Raw genomic sequence first — 19676 nt, forward strand, 5'->3', positions numbered from 1 at the left:
CCCCGTCTCACGCGCAGGTGTTCGGCTCGGGCGGCTCGATCCGCATGTACGTGATCGGGCCGGTCATGTTCACGCCCCACGACGTGATCTGGAACAGCGCGTGGTTGTGGGAGATGATGTAGAACTCCCCGCACTGGTTGAGGGTCTGCACGCCCGGCGGCAGCTCCTTGGTGTCCCCGAGGTAGGGGCTGCCGCTGTAGAAGGTGCCGACCACCTGGTTGGCCAGGCTCGGGACGGTCACCGACACCGGGTTCGACGGGCTGTAGTCCTCGGCGTCGTACCACTTGTAGAGGACGTCCCACGTCTGACCGGGGCCGATGTTGATGGCGAACTTCTCCATCGACAGGTCCTGCCCGGTCTCCGAGGTCAGCGGGTGCCCGTCACGCCCGACCACGAGGCCGTTGTTGCCGTGCGGGTGGAACGGGTAGTCCTCGCTGCCGACGCTGAGGTAGCGCGCCAGGCCCGGCAGCGGGTGGGTCGCCGGGTCGTACGGCTTGACGGTCGCGAGCGAGCCGTAGGGCTGGGACGGCAGCCACGACGCGCCGTTGTCGGCGATGCTGTCCGGGTACCCGCGTCCGTTGACCAGCCAGTAGCGGGCCTTGTAGTTGACGAGGTTGAAGGTCTTGCCCTGCTCGACGGCCGCGTGCTGGAACGGGTCGATCTCGGAGAGCAGGACCATGACCTCCTCGGAGGCGGTGAACCGGCTCGACGCCGCGTCGTACGCCTGGTCGGCGTGGCCGGCCGGCCGCACGATGAGCGCCCCGAACAGGCCCATCCGGACCTGGGTCTCGGGGTCGGTGCCCGACTCGTAGAGGAAGGTCCCGGCGTGGGTGGCGGTGAACGTGTAGCTCACGGTCCCGGTCGACGGGGCGGCCCCCTGCCCGAGGCCGGTCATCATCCCGGAGCCGGCGTCGACCTGCGGCTGCGACGGCACGCCGTCGGCGCGCACGCCCTCCTGGCCCGGGAAGACGATCGAGGTGGCCACGTCGAGGGTGTTGTGGAGGATGACGGTGACCTCGTCGCCCTCGGTGACGCAGAGGACGGGGCCGGGGTGCTGGAAGGCGTCGAACCCGTTCGAGAAGCCCCACATGAAGGCGGTGTTGCCGTCGGGGAGGTCGATGTACCCGGTGCGGGTCGTGAGGTCGAACACCGGGTGCCCGGCCTCCGTGCCGCCGGTCGTGCAGACGATGCCGTTGCGCGGGGGCGCCGCCGCGGTGGCGGCCGGGACCGACGTCGCGGCCGCTCCGCCGAGCGCGACGAGCGCACCGACGGCCACCACCGCGCCGCGGCGCAGCGCGCGCCGGGTCAGGAACCTGGTGCTCATGCGGGGAACCCCCAGTCGTTCGGGAAGGCCTGTGCCCCAGGGGCGCCCGCGGCGCCGGAGGCGTAGACCCTGATCTCTGTCGCCTGGCCGCCGAAGCCGCCGTCGGCGAGGTTGTTCGACCGGGTGAAGGCCCGGTTGTACAGGTAGTACGTGTCGAAGTCGCCGTCGCCGACCTTGTCCGGGGCGGTGACGAGCACGTCGAAGCTCTCCCCCGGCCCGATGTTCAGCGTGTCGGTCTCGTACGAGGTGTCCGTGCCGTCGCGGCCGCGCATCGGCGTCGCGTCCCGGCCGACGACGCGCATCCGCATCCCGGCGACGGTCATCGCCGACTCCCGGAAGCCGAGGTTCGCGAACCGGAGGGCCACCCGCTCCCCCTCGACGCACGTGACGAGCGAGGAGATGGGCTGGTACTTCAGCTCGGGGTGCCCCGCGGGGGCGATGAGGTCGCCGGCGCCGTCGAAGGTGCGACCGGCCTCGACGTCGAACGGGTTCACCCCGGGACCGTTGGGCGCCACCGTGTCCGGGTACACCCGGCCGTTGAGGAGCGCGAAGTCGGCGTGGTAGTCGCTCCACTCCGGCAGCTGGATGTGCGCGTCGTCCCAGTGCGCCTCGGCCCAGACCTCGGAGAGGAACATCGAGAACTCGCGGTCGAAGCCGGTGCTGCCGTCCCCGTCGTTGTAGAGGAAGCGGGTGAAGGTGCGCCCGCCGTGGGTGTGGCTCTGGCCGTCCTGCTTCGGCCGGACGAAGACCATGCCGGTCATGCCCATGTGCACGTGCTCGACGTCCTCGACGTGGCAGTGGAACATGTAGGTACCGGGGTCACGCGGCCGGTACACGTAGGTGAACTCCCGCCCGGCCGGCACCGACACCGAACCGCTCGGCTCGCCGTCGAAGAACGGGATCACGTTGCGGAAGCCGTGCCAGTGCAGCGTGTGCGCGTCGAAGAGGTCGGGACGCAGCTCGAGCCCGAGGTTGGTCAGCTGCACGCGGAACTCGTTGTGCGTGGCCTCGTCGTACTGGTCGACCCAGAAGATCGGCGCCGAGTGCTGCGCCTTGTACTTCTGGCCCAGCCGCTGCGTCGTGTCCATCCCGGTGACGTTGCGGAACCCGAAGATGTACGTCGTCAGCCCGTCGGGGGCCAGCGGGTCCGGGTGGAACGGCGGGATGGCGGGCTCGGCCGGCAGGTGCATCCAGCCGTCGGTCCCGGCGAGGTAGAGGTTCACCGGGCCGGGGGCCGCGGCGGCCCCCTGCTCGGGGAGGAGCACCCGCCCGGCCCAGCCGCCGGCCCCGGCCACGAGGGCCGCGCTGCCGGTGAGGCCGAGGAGCCGCCGGCGGCTCAACGAGGTCCGGCGGGGGCCGCCGGTGGTCGCGTCGGAGGTCGTCATCGCTGTCCCCTGGTCATCCGGACGGGTGTGGGTGTGGTGGGTGCCTGGGCCTGCCGGGCCGGGGCCGCGAGCGGGGCCGGGGCGGGTGCGCTGTCCGGCATCGAGAAGGCGTCGATGTCGAGGCCGGCGGGCGTCAGGCCGTGGGCGGTCCCGTTGAACCACACGCTCCACGTGCCGTTCGAGTACTCGACGATGTCCTCGTCCTGCACCGCCCCGATGCCCGGGAGGGTGGTGTCGGCACCGAACGAGTACCAGCCGTGGGTGGCCGAGTCGAAGACCGCTCCGTCGACGACGGCCGCCGTGGGGACTCCCTTGGTGCTGGCGTCCCAGACCCGCGCGAAGACGGAGCCGTTCCACTGGTAGACGTCGGAGTTGTCCGCGGTGCCCGACACCCCCGGCGGGTTGGCGACGCCGGTCGTCGAGAAGTACAGCGACCCGCCGCGGACACCGATCGAGGTGATGTCGAGCGCGGCGCTCGTCAGGCCTCGTGCGGTGCCGTCGAACCACACCGACCAGGCCGAGCCGTTCCAGTACACGACGTCCTCGTCCTGGACCGTCCCCACGCCCGGGAGCGTGACGTCGGTGGTGAAGGACATGTACCAGTGCGTGGCGTCGACCGAGGCGAAGCCGTCGACGTTGGCGGCCGCCGGGATCCGCGGGCCGGGGTTGGCCTGCGCCCGGACGACCCGGGAGTAGGCGTTCGTCGCACCGTCATAGCGGATGACGTCGGAGTCGTCGACCGTGCCGCTGACCCCGGCGATGGTGCCGGTCCCGGCCGTCGAGAACAGGAACGCGACCGGCGGCGGCGGCGGGGCGACGTAGGCCGCCTCGTCGGCGCCGGCGTCCGGCAGCGGACCGTTCGGCCGGGCGTCGCCGTCGATGTCGCGCGACGAGACCGTGATGCCACCGCGGCTCATCACCCCGAGGTCGCAGGCGGGCGACCCGCCGGCGGCGCAGCTCGCCAGGTGGTAGTTGCCGAGGAGGTCGGCCGGCTTCTCGACCGCGACGACGGTGGCGTCGACGAAGGCCGGGTTCTGGCGCCAGGTGGCGAAGGACACCGACACCGTCCACGGCTCGACGACCTTCGGGTCGCTCGAGCGGTTGCTCGCGTCCTGGGTGTACGGGTGGACGGAGGCGTCCTGCTGGATCACCGAGTTGAGCGGGGCGAGGACTCCGGGGAAGTCGGCCACGCCGACGTCCCACGGCTCGACGTCCGAGGCGCCGCCCAGGCCGATGCCGCTCACCGTGGTGCCGGCGCGCGTGCCGGCCCGGTTGTCCCACAACACGTTGTCGAACAGCGCCGGCCGGCTGAAGGCGGGCGACCCGGCCGGGAGCGTGGCCTGGAGCTGCTGGCTGTTCTCGGACGTCGACACACCCGCGGGGGCGGGCAGGCCGGTGGAGGTCACCGCCGTGGCCGTCGTGATGTTGTCCATGATCGTGTTGCTGTAGATCCGGACGTCCGGGGCGTCGTTGATCGCGATGCCGCCGCCCTCGTGGGTCGAGACGTTGCTCGCGATGACGTTGTCGTGCACGTTCATCGGGTAGTTGCCCGCCATGAGGAAGCGGATGCCGCCACCGTCGTCGTTCGCGAGGTTGCCCTTGATCTCGTTGGCGTAGATGTCCACGGCACCGGTGCCCGGAGAGAGCACGTCGGGGTCGGCCTGCAGGGCGCCGGCCATCATGATCCCGGCTCCCTCGTCGTTCGAGTTGTTGAGCGTGAACCGGTTGTCGTGCACCGAGCCACCGGGGCTGTAGCCGTAGACGCTGAGGCCGGCGCCGTACTCGAGGGAGAAGTTGCCGCAGACGTCGTTGCCCGCCACCTCGTAGCCGTCCGAGCCGCCGAAGAGACCGATGGCGCCCGCGAGGTTGGTGCCCGCGTTCTGGAGGATGCGGTTGTTGGCGATCCGCACCTTCTCGTTGTGCTGGTTGGCATCGGTCCCGGTGAGGTCCGGGGTGCCGACGCGGATCGTGCCGTAGCCGCCGCCGTTGTTCTCGACGACGTTGTTCGTCACCTGGAGCTGGCGGACGTAGGCGTTGGCGAAGACCGCGCCGCCCTGCGTGACGATGTTCGGCGGCAGCCCGGTCACCTGGCCCGTGAGGTCGTTGATGTTGCCCGGGAAGCCCTGCTGGTCACCGCCGCGCAGGTCGAACCCGTCGATCGACGGCTTGAAGGCGTTCGCCGCGGTGGAGTACTCCGCCGCCGTGGCGGTGGCCCCGGGCGCCTTGCCGAGGAGGTAGACGACCGCGCCGTCGCTGACGGTCTGGTTACCCGACCAGGTCATCGCGCCGACCTTCGTGAACCAGTCGGTCGCGAGGTCGGTGTCGCCGCCGAACGCGCTGCCGTCGATGACCGTCCCCTGCACGTAGGGCGCGTTGGTGTCGGTGCCCTGGAAGCCTCCGGCCCCGACGCCCTGGAGCTTGAGCGGGCCGCTGACGACGAGGTTCTCGTAGTAGGCGCCCCGCGGGTTGCCCGCGCTCGGGGTGTTGGGCATGACGACCACGAGGTCGGTGGCCGCGGAGGCCCGGGCGTCGTCGATGGCGTTCTGGATCGGGTGCCGCACGAGCGACCCCGGCCGCTGGCTCGCGGCCTTCGTCGGGTCGTACTGGGGGTTGCTCACGCCCGGACCCACCTGGAGCACGGTGGGGTTGTAGGCCGACCCGAGCTGGTGGTAGGTCAGGCCGTTCGTCGTCCGCAGCCCGTTGCCGCTCGTCACCGAGAGGTCGTAGGGGCCGGCCGCGAGCTGTCCCGTGGCCGTGCCGACCGCCGGGATCGTCGCGACGATGCGGGTGTTGGTCCACGTGGTCGTCGTCAGGACGGTGGTGCCGAGGCGGACGGCGCCGGTGCCCTTGGTGTCGCCGAAGCCGTAGCCGGTGATGGTCACCGAGCGGGCGGCGCCGCTGGTCGCGCTCCGCATGAACGGCTGGTCGACCGAGAACAGCTGCGGGCGAGCGAGGTTCGGCATGCACTTGACCGTCGTCGGGCTCGAGCCCGGCGTGCCGAGGCTGACACCCACCTGGGTCGGGGCGAGGTCGGTCGGGATGGTGACCCCCGGAGTCGCCTCGAACTCGGTGCCGATGGTGCGGAACCGCGGGTTGTAGTCGGCGTTGAGGGCGCCGGGCACCCCGGGGTCGTTGCCGACGAACCGGTACATGTTCTGGCACACGCCCGACGGGGTGGGGCAGTTGATGTGGTCGGTCGACGGCATGAGCACGTCGTAGTAGCCGTTGAAGTCGGAGTGGGCCGTGTACTTCAGGTCGTTCGCGAAGTCGTAGATGCCCACCGGCGCGTTCGGCACACCGGCCTTGTCGCCGTAGAGGACCGAGCGGTTGTCCGTCGAGTAGTTGAGGTCGTCGACGATGAGGCCGCGCAGGCGCGACGGGATCGGGACGTCGGTGAAGAGGTGGAACATCGGGACGATCGACTTGCCGTTGGCCAGCGGCACGAGCTTGGTGTCGCACTCCGGGCGCACGGTGCCCTCGTAGGGCGAGCCGCCGATGTCGGCGAAGGTCGGGTTGTGCACCGGCGTCGAGGCGCCCACCGTGACCCCGGCGGGCACGCCGGCCACCGGGCCGACCTTCTCGCCGTAGCCGTCCGTGCCGCGACCCTCGACGTCGACGGTGTGCAGCGCGCCGACGCACGCGGCGGGCGGCGCCTGGGGGACGACCTGGTCACCGCGGCCGATGTTGATGTCCTCCTCGCGGGTCACCTGGTACATGGGCTTCCCGGTCGGGTCCTCGGGGATCTCGACCGAGACGAGGTAGTCGCCGGCGCCGAGCGGCGCGAACGAGCCTCCGGTGCACTGGGGGTCGCTGGGGTCGGAGGCGTCGAGGGTGCCGGTGCAACCGTCCCCGAAGCCGTAGTTGCCGTCGACGGACGCGCCGAAGCCGGCGTCCGGGGTGCCCTGGCCCGACGCGTAGGTGCCCACCTGGACGCCCTGGATGAGCGCCGAGATGCACTCGCCGTCGGTCTCCTGGTTCGTCACGAGGACGTTCTCCTCGGTGCCGTGGGTGAACGGCTTGCCGTCGACGTCGCGAGCGGTGCAGCCGGTGGGCCGGCTCCAGTGCTCGGAGACGTAGGAGTTGAGCAGCCGGCCCTTGGCGTAGGAGCCGTCGGGGGCGAGCTCGTAGGTGTCGGTCGCGTCGCACGGCGCGCTCGTGGTCCCACAGGTGACCGGCGCGTAGAGCTTGACCGGGACCCCGGAGATCCCCGGCTGCCAGTCCTCGGTCGCGGCGTAGCGCGGGTCGAGCTCGTTGCGGGTCGTGTCGTAGCTGACGGAGCCGACGATGCCGCCGTTGCGCGGGCCGCCCTTCGTGCCCGTGGGGTCGTACTTCTGGACGCCCCAGTCGACCCGGCCGGAGAGACCGATGATCGGCAGGATGCTGACGTCGACCCCGGAGCCGAGCACCGTCGTCGGGGTCGGCTGGTTGTCGGTCTGGTAGGTGACGCCGGTCGTGTAGAAATTGTCGGAGTAGGCCTCCATGATGAGCCACTCGGCGAGCGGGTAGGCGCTCGGGAATTCGAAGTAGCCGGTGGAGTCGGTCGACGCTGCGGTCGAGCCGCGGTCCATCAGCGAGTTGTCCTTCTTGCGCAGCGTCAGCGGGAACTGGGCCACGCCCGCCTCACCGGGGTCGCGCTTGCCGTTCTTGTTGTTGTCGAGGAAGACGTGGCCCGTCAGCGGGGTCCACCAGCCGTTGAGCGGCAGCTGCTTGAGGTCGACCGCCTTGCCGCCGCTGACCGTGACGTTGACGAGCTGGAGGATGTAGTTCTGCGGCTCGTCCCACCACGTGAGCATGTAGGTGCCGTCCGGCACGTGCGGGATGGTGAAGGTGCCGTCGGCGGCGGCCCGGCCGGCCCAGATCGACTGGTCGCCGTTGCCGAGGTCGTTGAGCGAGAGCACCGCGTTGGGGATGGGCTTGTCGAGCTTGCTGCCGACGCTCCCCCAGTACTGGTTGAAGCTGCCACCGACCGGCGGGTAGTACTGCTTGACGCCGACGACGGTGCCCTTGATCGAGCCGGTCGCGGTCGAGGTGGCGATGTCGTTGTGCGGGTGGACGAAGCCGAACTGCGGGGTGGGGACGAGCTCGCCGGCGAGGGTGAACTCGGTGTCGTAGCCCGTAGAACCCTCGAGGAGCCAGGTGTCCCAGTCGTGGTTGCCCTCGAGGGTCGTCGTCTGGACCCAGTCCGAGCCGTCCGGGGGCGTCACGTAGGTCGTGTACCGGTTCGTCCCGAGGTGGGGGATGACGAGCATCCCGTCGGCGTCGCTGAGGCACTTGCCGCCGACGGTCTGGACGATCGGGTTGCCGTCGGCGTCGCGCGACGCGGCGTTCCACGGGATCTCGTAGTTCGCGTTCTCGTTCTTGTACCTCGTGCACAGGGGGTTCCCGTAGACGTCGGTCGTCACCTCGCCGAGCACGTCGTTGATGTGCCCCTGGAAGTCCTTGAGTCCGTTCTCCCCGTTGTCGATCGCGCCGTTGCTCGAGGCCTCGTCCTGGAACACGAACGCCCGCAGCGTGGAGTCGGAAAGCGGGTTCGGCTGGACGGTGACGTCGATGACCGGGTCGGTCGTCGGCACGGTGAAGTGCACGCCGTCGAGCTTGTAGCCGTCGGCGAGCACGCTGATGAGGTAGCGCCCGTCAGGCAGGTCGATGGTCGCGCCGTTCGCGAAGTCCTCGGAGGTCCCCTGGCGCTGGATGGGGGCCCCGGTCACCTCGTGGAGCGAGGCCCAGGTGCACTCCGAGGGGTAGCCGGGGTCCTCGGCGGAGCAGCCCGAGCCCGGCTCGGGGGCGCCGACCGGGTCGGAGGTCCCGGTGTCGTCGACGTTGATCATGTAGCGGAAGTCGCCGACCGGCTGCCCGGCGGTGACGGCCCCGCCGGGCGCGTGCGGCTCGGTGCGCGCGCTCGTCACGCGCACGCTGACGGTGTTCGTGGGGTCGGCCTGCGCGGGGGCCGCCAGCACCACCGGCACGGCGACCGCCGTGCCGGTGGCCAGGGCGGTGGCGCCGACCATCGTGACCACGCGTCGGAGGAGGGACCCCGGACGCCACAGACCGCGGGACCCCGGGCGCCGGCGTCCGGCACCCGCGGTGGTCGTCCTGTGCGTCGTCGTGGCCGTGACGTCGGCCGGGACGTGGTGACTTCCCTGCATTCCACTCAACCCCTGCTGCCGGAGCACCCCCCTGCGGGCGCTCACGGGAGAATGAGACGACGCGGACGCCCCGGGGGCCGAGGGTTTGGCGACTTTTGTCACGGAAGGGTCAAGACCCGGTCAGGCAATGGTCAGTGACGGGTCATGTCGCTGTCAGGGGGGCGTCACCCCGCCGTCAGGAACCTGTCATCCGGCGGGCCTGACCGACGCACGGCCCGGACGGCGTGGCGGCGCCGGATCTGGTTGCTCCACAGACGTTCTCGCGCCGCGAGCAGGGTTCGGCCGGCGTGGCACGGCCCAGGAGCGGAGGGAGCCCAGGGCCCCGCCGCGGGGTGACATGGCCCGACCGGGCCACTCGACGGGCCCCGGCGGACCGTGGGCAGGGTGTCAGCCGGTGGTCGGGGCGTCCCCGTCGGGCACCTGGATGTAGTACTCCGTGAACTCCCGGCACCGTCCGTGGGCGTCGAACCGCACGACGAAGCAGTTGTCGTAGGTGCGCACGACGGGGCCGCCTGGGACGTCCCGGTAGCGGGACCGCCCGGTGGCCACGACGGTGTCGCCGTCGACCGCGACCGGGGCGTACTCGGCGTCGTAGGTGCCGGGGGCGTCGCGGGTCGAGGCGCCCGCTGCGTCGCCCTCGCCGAGCCACGAGGAGACGACGGCGTCCCGGCCGACGACCGGCTCGTCGGAGGGGTGGTACCGGTACCGGACGTCCGGCGCGAAGAGGTCCGCGACGGCCCGGGGGTCGTACGACTCCCACGCCGCGAGGTAGCGGTCCAGCCAGCCCTGCGCGCTCGAGTGGTCCATCCGCCCACCGTAGGCCGCGGGGGCCGCCCGTGGACGCGGGTTGCCGCGGCGGTCGAGCGCGCCGGAGACTGCTGGGACACCGACGACCGCCACTGGAGAGGACACCGCATGACCCCGCAGGGCCTGCTCGACCGACTCGCCGGGCTCTCGACGACGAGCCTCGTCGACGCCTCCCCCGCCCTCCGGGTCCTGCCCCTGCGGCTGCGGCCGGTGGTGCCCGGCGGACGGTGCGCCGGCCGGGTCGTCACGGCCCGCGCGAACCGCGACCTCGTGTCGGTCATCCACGCGCTGCGCGAGTCCGGACCCGGCGACGTCCTCGTCGTCGACGCCGGTGGCGACGAGCGTGCCGTCGCCGGTGAGCTCTTCGGCACGGAGGCGCAGCGACGCGGGCTGGCCGGACTCGTCGTGCTCGGTCGCACCCGCGACACCTCCGCGCTGGCCCGCCTGTCGATGCCCGTGTGGTCGACGGGGTTCGCGCCCAACGCCTTCGGCGCCGCTGCCCTGCCCGAGACCGGCGTGCCGCTCGCGCTGGACGGCGTGGCGGTGGCACCCGGCGACCTGCTCGTCGGGGACGACGACGGCCTCGTCGTGGCCACCGCCGACGAGGTGGCGGCCGCGGTCGACGCGGCCGAGGCGATCGAGGCGCGGGAGAAGGCGCTGCAGGAGCGCATCCTCGGCGGCACGTCGCTCTTCGACGTCATGACCTACGAGGAGCACCTCACCGCCCTGCGCGAGGGGCGTCCCGGCCGGCTGGCCTTCGGATGACCTCCTTCGCGCGCCGCGCGGAGCGGGTGCAGCCGTCGGCCATCCGCGAGTTCCTCGCGCTCGCCGGCGACCCGCGCATCACATCCTTCGCGGGCGGCTACCCCGACCCCACGCTCTTCCCGGTCGACGAGCTGCACAAGATCTACGACTCGCTGCTGACCCCCGAGAACACCTCGGCCCTGCAGTACACGGCCTCGGACGGGCTGCCCGAGCTGCGGGCGCTCGTGGCGCAGCGGCTCACGGCCGACGGGATGCCGTGCACCGCCGACGACGTGCTCATCACCCAGGGCGGCCAGCAGGGGCTCGACCTCACGGCCAAGCTCTTCCTCGACGCCGGCGACGTCGTCGTCACCGAGCGGCCGACCTTCCTCGGCGCGCTCATCGCCTTCAACCCGTGCGAGCCGGAGTACCGGTCGGTGCCGATGGACGACGAGGGGATGGACACCGTCGCGCTGGAGGAGGTGCTCCGGACGACCGACCGGGTCAAGCTCGTCTACACGGTGCCCGACTTCCAGAACCCGACCGGGCGGACGATGAGCCTCGCCCGGCGCCGGCACCTCGTCGAGCTGGCCGAGCGGTACGACGTCGTCGTCCTCGAGGACACGCCGTACCGCGAGCTGCGCTACGAGGGCGAGCGGCTGCCGACCATCCGCAGCCTCGACCCCAACGGCCGTGTCGTGCACCTCGGTTCGTTCTCGAAGATCCTCGCACCCGGTCTGCGGCTCGGGTGGGCGCTGGCCGAGCCGGAGGTCCGCGAGAAGCTGGCGCTCCTCAAGCTCGCCGCCGACACCCAGAACGGCACGCTGAACATGCGGGCCGCCGCGGCCTACCTCTCCGGGTTCGACGTCGAGGCCCACATCGCCTCGATGCTCCCGGTGTACCGGCACAAGCGCGACCTCATGCTCGCGACGATGACCGAGCACTTCCCCGCCGGCACCTCGTGGACGCGTGCGGAGGGCGGGCTCTTCACGTGGGTGACCTTCCCCGAGCGGCTCGACCTCGCCGCGTTCCAGCGCGACGTGCTCGTCCCGCGGGCGGGGGTCATCCTCGTGCCGGGGGCGCCGTTTTTCGCCGACCGCCCCGAGGTGCACCACGCGCGGATGAGCTACTCCGGCGTGCCCGACGACCGGATGGTCGCCGGGGTGCGGGCGATGGGTGCGTTGCTCGCCGACGTGCTCGCCTGAGCGCAGGCGCGACGTCGGCTCGACGCATCCCTTGTGCGCCTGCGGGTCCGTGTGGTTCCGTGACGCCACCGTCCCCGCCGCCCGGCGAGGTGCCACGACGAGGTGGGATCCATGGGTTCGACGTACGACTACGTGATCGTGGGAGCGGGGTCGGCCGGTGCCGTCGTCGCCGCCCGGCTGAGCGAGGACCCGGACGTCCGGGTGTGCCTCCTCGAGGCGGGCGGGACGCCCCCTCCGACCGAGATGGTCCCGGCCGCGGTCGCCTCCCTCCAGAACGACCCGTCGACGGACTGGATGTTCGACGGCGACCCCGGCGGCGTCGGCCGGGGCATCGTCGGCGGCCGGATGATGGTGCCGCGGGGGAAGATGCTCGGCGGCTCGTCGGGCCTGAACTACATGGCCTACGTGCGGGGACACCCGGGCGACTTCGACGCGTGGGCCGAGGGCGGCGCCGAGGGCTGGTCGTACGCCGAGGTGCTGCCGTACTTCCTCAAGGCCGAGGGGTTCGTCGACTCCCCCGAGCTGCACGCCGACCCCGACAGCCACGGCGGCGACGGGCCGGTCGGGGTGGCGGTGCGCCAGCCGGTCCTGTCCTCAGCCAACCAGTTCGTCGAGGCCGCGGCGGCCAGCGGCATGAAGCAGGGCGACTACAACGGCCCGGCCCGCCTCGACCCCGACGGGGTGGCCTCGCTCTTCCAGACCACGACGAAGGACGGCCGGCGCAGCTCGACCTACCACGCCTACCTCGAACCGGTCATGGACCGCGAGAACCTCACCGTCGTCACCGGGGCCCTCGTCGAGCGGGTGCTGCTCGAGCGTGACGGCGACGCCGTGCGCGCCACCGGCGTGGCCTACCGCACCGAGGACGGCGGCTCGGAGGAGGTGCACGCCGGCACCGAGGTCGTGCTCAGCGCGGGCGCCATCGGGTCACCGCACCTGCTCCTGCTCTCGGGGGTCGGGGCGCGCGAGAAGCTGGCGTCCGTCGGCGTCGAGTGCGTCGTCGACCTCCCCGACGTCGGGCGCCACCTCAAGGACCACCTGCACACCCCGCTGATGTTCGCCGCCGACGGCATCGGCGAGACGATGACCGAGGTCGCGATGGGCCTGGGTCCGGACGCCCTGCGGGCGCCCGCCGGTCCCCTGCCGGCCGACCCCGCGGACGACGCCGACCTCCCCGAACCGCTCGCAGCCGCCAAGGCCGAGGCCGAGCGGCGCATCGGCGAGTGGTTCACGACCGGCAGGGGCATCGCGTCGTCCTCGCTCTACGACGCGGTCGCGTTCTTCTCGACCGGTCTCGGCGACACCCACACCCACGACGCGCAGATCGGCTTCCTCGCCTGCGGCTACACGCCGGGCATCTGGGAGGCCGTCTTCCGGCTGCCGCCGGCGGCGTTCTTCGAGGACCCCGAGAGCTTCCTGGACCCCACGCGCGGGCAGGTCGTCCTGCTGCCGAACCCCGTCCAGCCGCACTCCGAGGGCTCGGTGACGCTCGCCAGCGCGGACCCGGCCGTGCCGCCACGGATCATGCTCAACTACTTCGACGACCCCCACGACGTGGCGGTCATGCTCGCGGTGATGCGCAAGGCCCTCGAGTTCGCGGCGGCCTGGCCGGGCGGCGGGCTCGGCGACCCGGTCATCCCGCCGCACCTGGCCGGGGCCCACGAGCACACCGCCGGCGACGAACCGAGCGACGCCCTGCTCGAGGACCTCGCCCGCCACTACGCGCTCACGGTGTACCACGAGACCTCGACCTGCCGGATCGGCGACGTCGTCGACCCGCGGCTGCGGGTCCGCGGCATCGACGGGCTGCGGGTGGCCGACGCGAGCGTCATGCCGAACGTGGTCAGCGGCAATACGAACGCCGCGGCGATTATGATCGGCGAGAAGGCCGCCGAGATGGTGGCGGCCGACCACGGCGTGCGGCTCCACCGGATGGTCGGCTGACGGTCGGCAGCCGATGGCTGCCGGGTGGTCTCAGACCTCGGCCGCGACCGCGGCGACCCGGCCGGAGTCGAGCAGCTCGGTGACCACGCGCGCGGCCGCGGCGGACGCCCCGTGCGTCGCGAGGTAGTGCCGCGCCCCGGCCGGACGGTCCGCGGCGCCGACGTCGACGACGACGGCGTCGGGACGGTGGGCCAGGACCGCGCGGGTCAGCTCGCCGAGCCACGGGTGCACGCTCCGGTCGCGGACGACGAGCACGAGGTCGGCACCGGCGGCCGGGGCCAGCACCGCCTCGGCGGAGGCGGGCGCCTCGATCTTGCGGACCTCGACACCCCGGCGACGGTCGGCGAGCAGGCCCCCGATGCCCCAGGTCGCGTCGCCGACGGCCGGGTTCGGCGGGCCACCGGCCTCGACGACCACGACGCGGTCCCCGAGCACCGGAGGCGGCCCGCTGACCTGCACCGCCCGCCGCGCGGCCACGAGCCCGACGTCGCGGTCGGGCCCGGCGAGGGGGCCGACGGGCTCCTGCGCGGACCAGGCGTGGAGGTCGGCGAGGCGGGCGCCGACGTCGTGCAGCCGCTCCTCCGGGAGCGACCCGTCGCGCACCGCGGCGACGAGCGCCGAGCGCAGGGCGCAGGTCCGGTCCTCCCCGTCGAGCGCGCCGATGCACAGCAGGTCGGCCCCGGCCCCCACCGCCCGCACACCACCGGCGACGAGGCCCACGGTGTCGGCGAAACCGCCCATCTCGAGGGCGTCGGTCACGACGACCCCCTCGAACCCGAGCCGCTGCCGCAGGAGGGTCCGCATGACGAGCTCGCTCGTCGAGGCGAGCTCGACCCCGAGGGCGGGCAGGGCGAGGTGGCCCACCATGACCGAGCGCACCCCCGCCCCGATCGTCGCGACGAACGGCGGCAGTGCCGAGGCCTCGAGCGAGGCCGCGTCGGTGTCGAGGACCGGCAGCGCGAGGTGCGAGTCGACGTCGACCGCGCCGTGGCCCGGGAAGTGCTTCGCGCAGGCCGCGACGCCGGTGCCCTGGAGCCCCTCGACGAACGCGACGGAGTGCCGGGCGACGACCGCCGGATCCGCGCCGAACGCCCGGACCCCGATGACCGGGTTGCCCCGGTGCTCGTTGACGTCGACGGTCGGCGCGAAGGTCATCCGCAGCCCCACCTGGCGCAGGCTGAGACCGATCTGGCGCGCGACCTCGCGGGTCAGGCCCACGTCGTCCACCGCGCCGAGCGCCGCGTTGCCCGGCCACGAGCTGCCGGTCGACAGCTCGAGCCGGGTGACGTCGCCGCCCTCCTCGTCGATGGCGACGACGGCGTCCTCGCGCTCGCGCCGCACCTCCTCGACGAGGCGCGCCACCTGGTCGAGGTCCGCGACGTTCCCGTGGTAGAGCACGACGCCCCCGAGGCCGAGCGCCAGCTCGCGTCGCACCCAGTCCGGGAGGCGGTGACCGGAGAAGCCGGGCAGGAGGCAGCGCCGGGCCAGCCGGTCGAGCTCGGCGCCGCTCATCCCTTGACCGCCCCCGCGGTGAGCCCGCTGACGACCCGTCGCTGGATGATGACGAAGAACACGACGACCGGAAGAGCAGTCAGGGTGGCGGCCGCCATGAGCGGGCCCCACTCCGTGCCCCGGGACGTGGTGAACGAGGCCAGCCACACGGTGACGGTCTGGTTCTCGGGGCTGCGCAGGAGCACGTAGGCGAGCACGTACTCGTTCCACGCCTGGATGAACGCGAAGATCGCCGTCGCGACGAGCCCGGGTGCCACGAGCGGGAAGAGGACGTGCCGCCACGCCTGGACCCGCGTGCACCCGTCGAGCATCGCCGCCTCCTCGAGCTCGACGGGCACCGCGAGGACGAAGCCGCGCAGCGTCCACACCGAGAACGGGAGGACGAACGACAGATAGGTGAGGACGATGCCCGGCAGGCGGTCGGTGAGCCCGACCCCGTCGAGCATGAGGAAGAGCGGGATGATGAGCGCCGTCAGCGGGACCATCTGCACCGCCAGCAGGCACGCGACGAACGCACGCCGGCCACGGAAGTCGAAGCGCGCCACCGCGATCGCGGCGAGCAGGGCGACGGCCAGCGAGATGACGACGGTCGCCGTGACGACGATGAGCGAGTTGCCGACGTTCGTCCAGAACCACTCGCGGGACAGGGCGCGGCGGAAGTTCTCGAGGGTCGGGTGGTGCGGCCACCAGTGCGGGGTGTAGCTGAGCAGCTCGGGTCCGTCCTTGAAGGCCGAGCTGACCATCCAGTAGATCGGGAAGCCGAGGACCGCCGTGGCGAGCAGCCCGAGGGCGTCTGCCGCCCAGGAGCGTCGGCGCTGCCGGCGCCGTCGGGTGCCGGCGGGGGCGGTGCGCAGTGGTGCCGCGGGACGGGCGACGGCGGGCTGGACAGGCGCCGCACCCGGCGCGGGTGCCGGGTCGCCCACGGTGGGGAGCGCGCTCACGACGTCGCCTCCGTCGCGAGCATCCGTCGCACGTAGACCACCGAGAGGCCGGCGAGGGCGAGGACCATGACGACGGCGATCGCCGCGCCGCGGCCGTACTGGCTGATGCCGAAGGACTGCGTGTACGCGTACACGCTGAACAGCTGGTAGTCCTGGGTCGGCCTGCCCCCCACCATGATCCACAGCTGGCTGAACACCTGGAAGTTCCAGATGATCTCGAGGACGACGACGAGGTTGAGCACGGGCCTGATGAGCGGCAGGGTGACCAGCCGGGCGACCTGGGGTGCGCTGGCGCCGTCGATGACGGCGGCCTCGCGCAGCTCCTCGGGCACCTGCGAGAGGGCCGCGTGCACGGTGATGGCGACGAACGGCACCGCCCCCCACACGACGACGGCGCCGACGACGGCCAGCCCCTGGACGGGGTCCTCGAACCAGTTGTGGCGCGGGAACCCGTCGACGCCGATCCGTCCCAGCACCCAGTTCACGACGCCGAACTCGTAGTCGACGAGCCACTGCCACATCGAGACCCCGACGACGACCGGGGTCGCCCAGACGAAGACGAGGGTGACGGTGAGCAGCAGCTTGACCAGCCGTCGGACGCGACGCAGGAGGAAGGCCAGGCCCACGCCGATGAGCATCGTCGCGAGGACGGTGACCGCCGTGAAGGCCGTCGTCCGGAGGGCCACGAGCCAGAAGTCGGGGTCGCGGACGATCGAGGCGTAGTTGTCGAGGCCCACCCAGCGGCCCCGGTGCCGGATGAGCTCGGCCAGGCCGTAGCGCTGGAAGGAGATCGCGACGAGCTGCGCCAGGGGCCACCCGAGGATCCCGAGGACGACGGCGACGGCCGGCGCCACGAGGAGGTAGGGCGCCATCGGACCCCGGCGGCGCAGGGCGCGCCGGGGTCCGAGGCGAACGGGGGCGGAGGTCACGGCGACTCGTTGAGCGTCTCGGTGATCGCCGTGCTGGCGGTCGTCGTCGCCTCGTCGATGGTCGCCTTGCCCGTGAGGATCGAGACGTTGAGACGGTCGAGCACGCCCTTGCTCTCGACCGTCGCCCAGCCGGGCGCGACGGGCACGAAGAAGGTCTGCTGCGCCGCCTCGGCGAACGGCTTGGCCTCCGGCGGGGTGCGGTCGAGCAGCGACGTCGTGTTCGGCACCAGGCCGGTCCCGGCGATCGCCGTCATGCTCTCGGTGCTCGTGTACTCGGCGATCCACTGCCGGGCCAGCTCCTGGTTGGGGCTGTTCGCCGGTACCGCGAGGTCCGAGCCGCCGAGGAAGACCGGCATCGTCTTGCCCGGCGTGCGGCTCGGCATCGGGAAGACGCCGATCTTGCCCTTCATCGCCGGGTCGCCGCCCGAGGCCGGGTCGATGATCGCGCCCGGCTCCCAGCTGAGGCCGTACATCATCGCGATCTTGCCCTTGGCGAAGGTGGCGTCCTGCTTGGACTCGTCACCGGTGCGGTCCGCCGTGGAGAAGCGGTCGACGAGGGACTTGAACGACGCGAGGCCGGAGCGGGCCTCGGCGGAGTCGAGCGCGCCCTTCCACGTGCCACCGTCCTGGGTGGCGATGGCCCCGCCGGCGTCGATGACGAAGGCCAGCGACGCCTTGGTGTTCTTGCCCGGAAGGTAGAAGGCGGAGAACGCCGGGTCGGACCCGAAGGTCTTCTCGAGCGTCGCGGCGTCGGCGAAGAGCTCGTCGAGCGAGGTCGGCGGGGTGGTGATGCCGGCCTTGGCGAAGAGCTCGGTGTTGTAGATGACGGCCCGGGACCCGCCGTAGTACGGCACGCACATCACCTTGCCGTCGAAGGTGCAGGAGTCCTTGAGCCCCTGCACCCACGTGCCCGAGTTCTCGAAGTCGCCGAGGTGGGGCCCGAGGTCGTCGAAGGCGCCGGCGGCGAGGTACTTCGTCGTCTCGGTGTTGCCGAGCTCGACGACGTCGGGCGGGGTCCTGCCGGTGAGGGCCGTGTCGAGCTTGGCGAGGTGGCTGTCCCACTGCTGGGTCTGCACCTCCACCGGGACCCCGGTGCGGCTCGTGAACGCCTTGTTGACCGTGGCCAGCAGGTCGGGCCAGCCCTTCTCGGCCTCCGGCTGGAGCCAGACGACGAGCTTGTCGGGACGCGTGGCGGCGGACGGGCTGCCGGCGTCGTCGTCGCCGCAGCCGGCGAGGGCGAACACCGTGGTGAGGGCCAGGGCGGCGGCGGCGGTCCGGACGGTGCGGACGGTGCGGTGGGTCATGGGGTCCTCCTGCGGCGGCGGCCGGCTCCGGCCGCCGGGATGGAACCGGGCCCGGGACGGTCCCGGTCCGCGGTGTCGGGGTCCGCGGCGGGAGCCGGGGACGAGGTCGCGTCGAGACGACCGATGGCGACGGCATAGGCCGACGCGGTGGCCAGCGAGACGGCGCCGTCGAGGACGGGTGAGCCGTGCAGCGAGGCGATCGCGAGGCGGGGCGGGAAGAGCACGGTGCCGTGCAGCCGGGTCTCGATGTCGTCGAGCAGGCCGGCGCACCGCGAGCCGATGCCTCCGCCGAGGACGACGAGCTCGAGGTCGACGACGCGGGCGAGGTCCCCGATGTGGCGGGCGAGGCGGGCGGCGAGCTCGCCGAGCACGGCGGTGGCCAGCGGGTCGCCGCCCGCCGCGGCCTCGAACACGTCGGCCGGGGTGGCGTCGGCCGCCAGCGACGTCGGGGTCCCGCCCTCGCGTCCCTCGGCGACGAGCCGGAGGAGCGCGTGCTCCGCGGCGCTGCCCTCCGAGCCGGAGAGCTCGAGCTCGCCGGCGGCGCCGTGGCGTCCCCGGTGCAGGGCTCCCCCGAGCACCAGCCCGCTGCCGACGCCCGTGCCGACCGAGAGGAAGGCGAAGTCGTCGACGCCCTGCGCCCGGCCGGAGGCCCGCTCCCCGAGGGCGGCGAGGTTGATGTCGTTCTCGACCTGCGGCTCGTGGCCGAGGCCGCGGGTCACCGCGTCCGCGACCGCGGGTCCGCCCGCCCGGTCGGGGTTCGCCCGGGTCAGCCGGTGGCTGCGGGGGTCGAGGACGCCGGGCACGCCGACGACGGTGGCGCTGAGGTCGGCCGGGGCGAGGCCCGCCTCGGCGAGCGCGGCGTCGCGCAGCCCGACGGCGACCTCGGCGAGCTCGCGCGGCGAGGCGCCGTGGTGCTCGACGGTGCGCCGCGCGACGACCCGGCCGGAGAGGTCGGTGACCGCCAGCCGCAGCACGCGGCCCCCGACGTCGAGGGCCAGGCCGTGCGCGGCCTCGGCCACCGGCTCGTAGAGGGCGCCGCGACCGCCGGCCGCCGGCGACGGCACCTCGCGGACGAGGCCGACCTCGACGAGGGTGGTCACGACGGCCGACCCGGTCGGGCGGGTCGTCCCGAGGCGACGGGCGATCTCCACGCGGGAGAGCGGGGCCTCACGGCGCAGGAGGTCGAGGGCGGCCCGGGCGTTGTGGACCCTGACGAGCGGGGTGTCCGCGGTGCTGAACGTCATGCGGCGGACTTTAGTAAGACTCTTTTACGAAAGTCAAGCGTCGTGTCGTATCCACCTGGCGCAGCGATCCGTGACCGCCGACCGTTCGTCGGCCGAGGCGCCCGTTGAGCGCACCGTTGCAAGGATTTTGCACCCACCTCTTGACACCGTCGGCGCCTCCCGGCTTCACTCGCTCTCCGTAAAGAACCCTT

The 19676-nt window shown here is 72.6% G+C and carries 12 protein-coding genes; 3 read left to right on the forward strand and 9 right to left on the reverse strand.

What is annotated here, in order from left to right:
• Window positions 1-7: 7 nt before the first annotated feature.
• The 4 genes from JQN70_RS06430 to JQN70_RS06445 all read right to left on the reverse strand — a co-directional run bounded on the left by JQN70_RS06430 (window position 8) and on the right by JQN70_RS06445 (window position 9662).
• Complete coding sequence (locus tag JQN70_RS06430) at window positions 8-1324, reverse strand: multicopper oxidase domain-containing protein (RefSeq protein ID WP_204130494.1); 1317 nt, start codon at window positions 1322-1324, stop codon at window positions 8-10.
• Window positions 1321-2709, reverse strand: coding sequence for a multicopper oxidase domain-containing protein (locus JQN70_RS06435; RefSeq protein WP_204130495.1), 1389 nt, complete (start codon window positions 2707-2709; stop codon window positions 1321-1323). The genes JQN70_RS06430 and JQN70_RS06435 overlap by 4 nt, the downstream gene beginning before the upstream one ends.
• Complete coding sequence (locus tag JQN70_RS06440; protein ID WP_239111163.1) at window positions 2706-8717, reverse strand: IPT/TIG domain-containing protein; 6012 nt, start codon at window positions 8715-8717, stop codon at window positions 2706-2708. The genes JQN70_RS06435 and JQN70_RS06440 overlap by 4 nt, the downstream gene beginning before the upstream one ends.
• A gap of 525 nt (window positions 8718-9242) precedes the next feature.
• Entirely contained in the window at window positions 9243-9662 is a 420-nt protein-coding gene (locus JQN70_RS06445; RefSeq protein WP_204130497.1) for a nuclear transport factor 2 family protein, read from the reverse strand.
• A 108-nt stretch (window positions 9663-9770) separates the two neighbouring features.
• On the opposite strand from JQN70_RS06445, the gene JQN70_RS06450 reads away from it, so the two are divergent.
• The 3 genes from JQN70_RS06450 to JQN70_RS06460 all read left to right on the forward strand — a co-directional run bounded on the left by JQN70_RS06450 (window position 9771) and on the right by JQN70_RS06460 (window position 13555).
• The gene (locus tag JQN70_RS06450; protein ID WP_204130498.1) at window positions 9771-10427 is read left to right on the forward strand and encodes an RraA family protein; all 657 of its coding nucleotides are present in this window, start codon (window positions 9771-9773) and stop codon (window positions 10425-10427) included.
• The gene (locus JQN70_RS06455; RefSeq protein ID WP_204130499.1) at window positions 10424-11611 is read left to right on the forward strand and encodes an aminotransferase-like domain-containing protein; all 1188 of its coding nucleotides are present in this window, start codon (window positions 10424-10426) and stop codon (window positions 11609-11611) included. The genes JQN70_RS06450 and JQN70_RS06455 overlap by 4 nt, the downstream gene beginning before the upstream one ends.
• 111 nt (window positions 11612-11722) lie before the next feature.
• Complete coding sequence (locus tag JQN70_RS06460) at window positions 11723-13555, forward strand: GMC family oxidoreductase (RefSeq protein WP_204130500.1); 1833 nt, start codon at window positions 11723-11725, stop codon at window positions 13553-13555.
• A gap of 30 nt (window positions 13556-13585) precedes the next feature.
• Here the strand turns inward: JQN70_RS06460 and JQN70_RS06465 are convergent, their stop codons facing one another.
• Genes JQN70_RS06465 through JQN70_RS06485 form a run of 5 tightly spaced genes read right to left on the reverse strand, consistent with a single transcriptional unit; the run spans window position 13586 to window position 19485 of the window.
• Window positions 13586-15067: a glycoside hydrolase family 3 protein gene (locus JQN70_RS06465; protein ID WP_204130501.1), complete on the reverse strand. Its 1482-nt coding sequence runs from the start codon at window positions 15065-15067 to the stop codon at window positions 13586-13588.
• Window positions 15064-16008 (reverse strand): carbohydrate ABC transporter permease, encoded by a 945-nt coding sequence (locus JQN70_RS06470; protein WP_307835847.1) that lies wholly within the window; start codon window positions 16006-16008, stop codon window positions 15064-15066. Before JQN70_RS06470 ends, JQN70_RS06465 begins: the two co-directional genes overlap by 4 nt.
• Complete coding sequence (locus tag JQN70_RS06475) at window positions 16005-16937, reverse strand: carbohydrate ABC transporter permease (protein ID WP_204130502.1); 933 nt, start codon at window positions 16935-16937, stop codon at window positions 16005-16007. The genes JQN70_RS06470 and JQN70_RS06475 overlap by 4 nt, the downstream gene beginning before the upstream one ends.
• Window positions 16934-18241 carry an extracellular solute-binding protein gene (locus JQN70_RS06480; RefSeq protein WP_204130503.1) on the reverse strand — a complete coding sequence of 436 codons (1308 nt, stop codon included), beginning with the start codon at window positions 18239-18241 and terminating at the stop codon, window positions 16934-16936. Before JQN70_RS06480 ends, JQN70_RS06475 begins: the two co-directional genes overlap by 4 nt.
• Window positions 18238-19485 carry an ROK family transcriptional regulator gene (locus tag JQN70_RS06485; protein ID WP_204130504.1) on the reverse strand — a complete coding sequence of 416 codons (1248 nt, stop codon included), beginning with the start codon at window positions 19483-19485 and terminating at the stop codon, window positions 18238-18240. Before JQN70_RS06485 ends, JQN70_RS06480 begins: the two co-directional genes overlap by 4 nt.
• Between the last annotated feature and the right edge of the window lie 191 nt (window positions 19486-19676).

The organism is Phycicoccus sonneratiae, assembly GCF_016887965.1.
Classification (GTDB): Bacteria; Actinomycetota; Actinomycetes; order Actinomycetales; family Dermatophilaceae; genus Phycicoccus; species Phycicoccus sonneratiae.

Excerpts from the sequence above, each read along its gene's own strand:
- JQN70_RS06430 (WP_204130494.1), bottom strand. The coding sequence starts at position 1,324 with ATGAGCACCAGGTTCCTGACCCGGCGCGCGCTGCGCCGCGGCGCGGTG.
- JQN70_RS06435 (WP_204130495.1), bottom strand. The coding sequence starts at position 2,709 with ATGACGACCTCCGACGCGACCACCGGCGGCCCCCGCCGGACCTCGTTG.
- JQN70_RS06440 (WP_239111163.1), bottom strand. The coding sequence starts at position 8,717 with ATGGTCGGCGCCACCGCCCTGGCCACCGGCACGGCGGTCGCCGTGCCG.
- JQN70_RS06445 (WP_204130497.1), bottom strand. The coding sequence starts at position 9,662 with ATGGACCACTCGAGCGCGCAGGGCTGGCTGGACCGCTACCTCGCGGCG.
- JQN70_RS06450 (WP_204130498.1), top strand. The coding sequence starts at position 9,771 with ATGACCCCGCAGGGCCTGCTCGACCGACTCGCCGGGCTCTCGACGACG.
- JQN70_RS06455 (WP_204130499.1), top strand. The coding sequence starts at position 10,424 with ATGACCTCCTTCGCGCGCCGCGCGGAGCGGGTGCAGCCGTCGGCCATC.
- JQN70_RS06460 (WP_204130500.1), top strand. The coding sequence starts at position 11,723 with ATGGGTTCGACGTACGACTACGTGATCGTGGGAGCGGGGTCGGCCGGT.
- JQN70_RS06465 (WP_204130501.1), bottom strand. The coding sequence starts at position 15,067 with ATGAGCGGCGCCGAGCTCGACCGGCTGGCCCGGCGCTGCCTCCTGCCC.
- JQN70_RS06480 (WP_204130503.1), bottom strand. The coding sequence starts at position 18,241 with ATGACCCACCGCACCGTCCGCACCGTCCGGACCGCCGCCGCCGCCCTG.
- JQN70_RS06485 (WP_204130504.1), bottom strand. The coding sequence starts at position 19,485 with ATGACGTTCAGCACCGCGGACACCCCGCTCGTCAGGGTCCACAACGCC.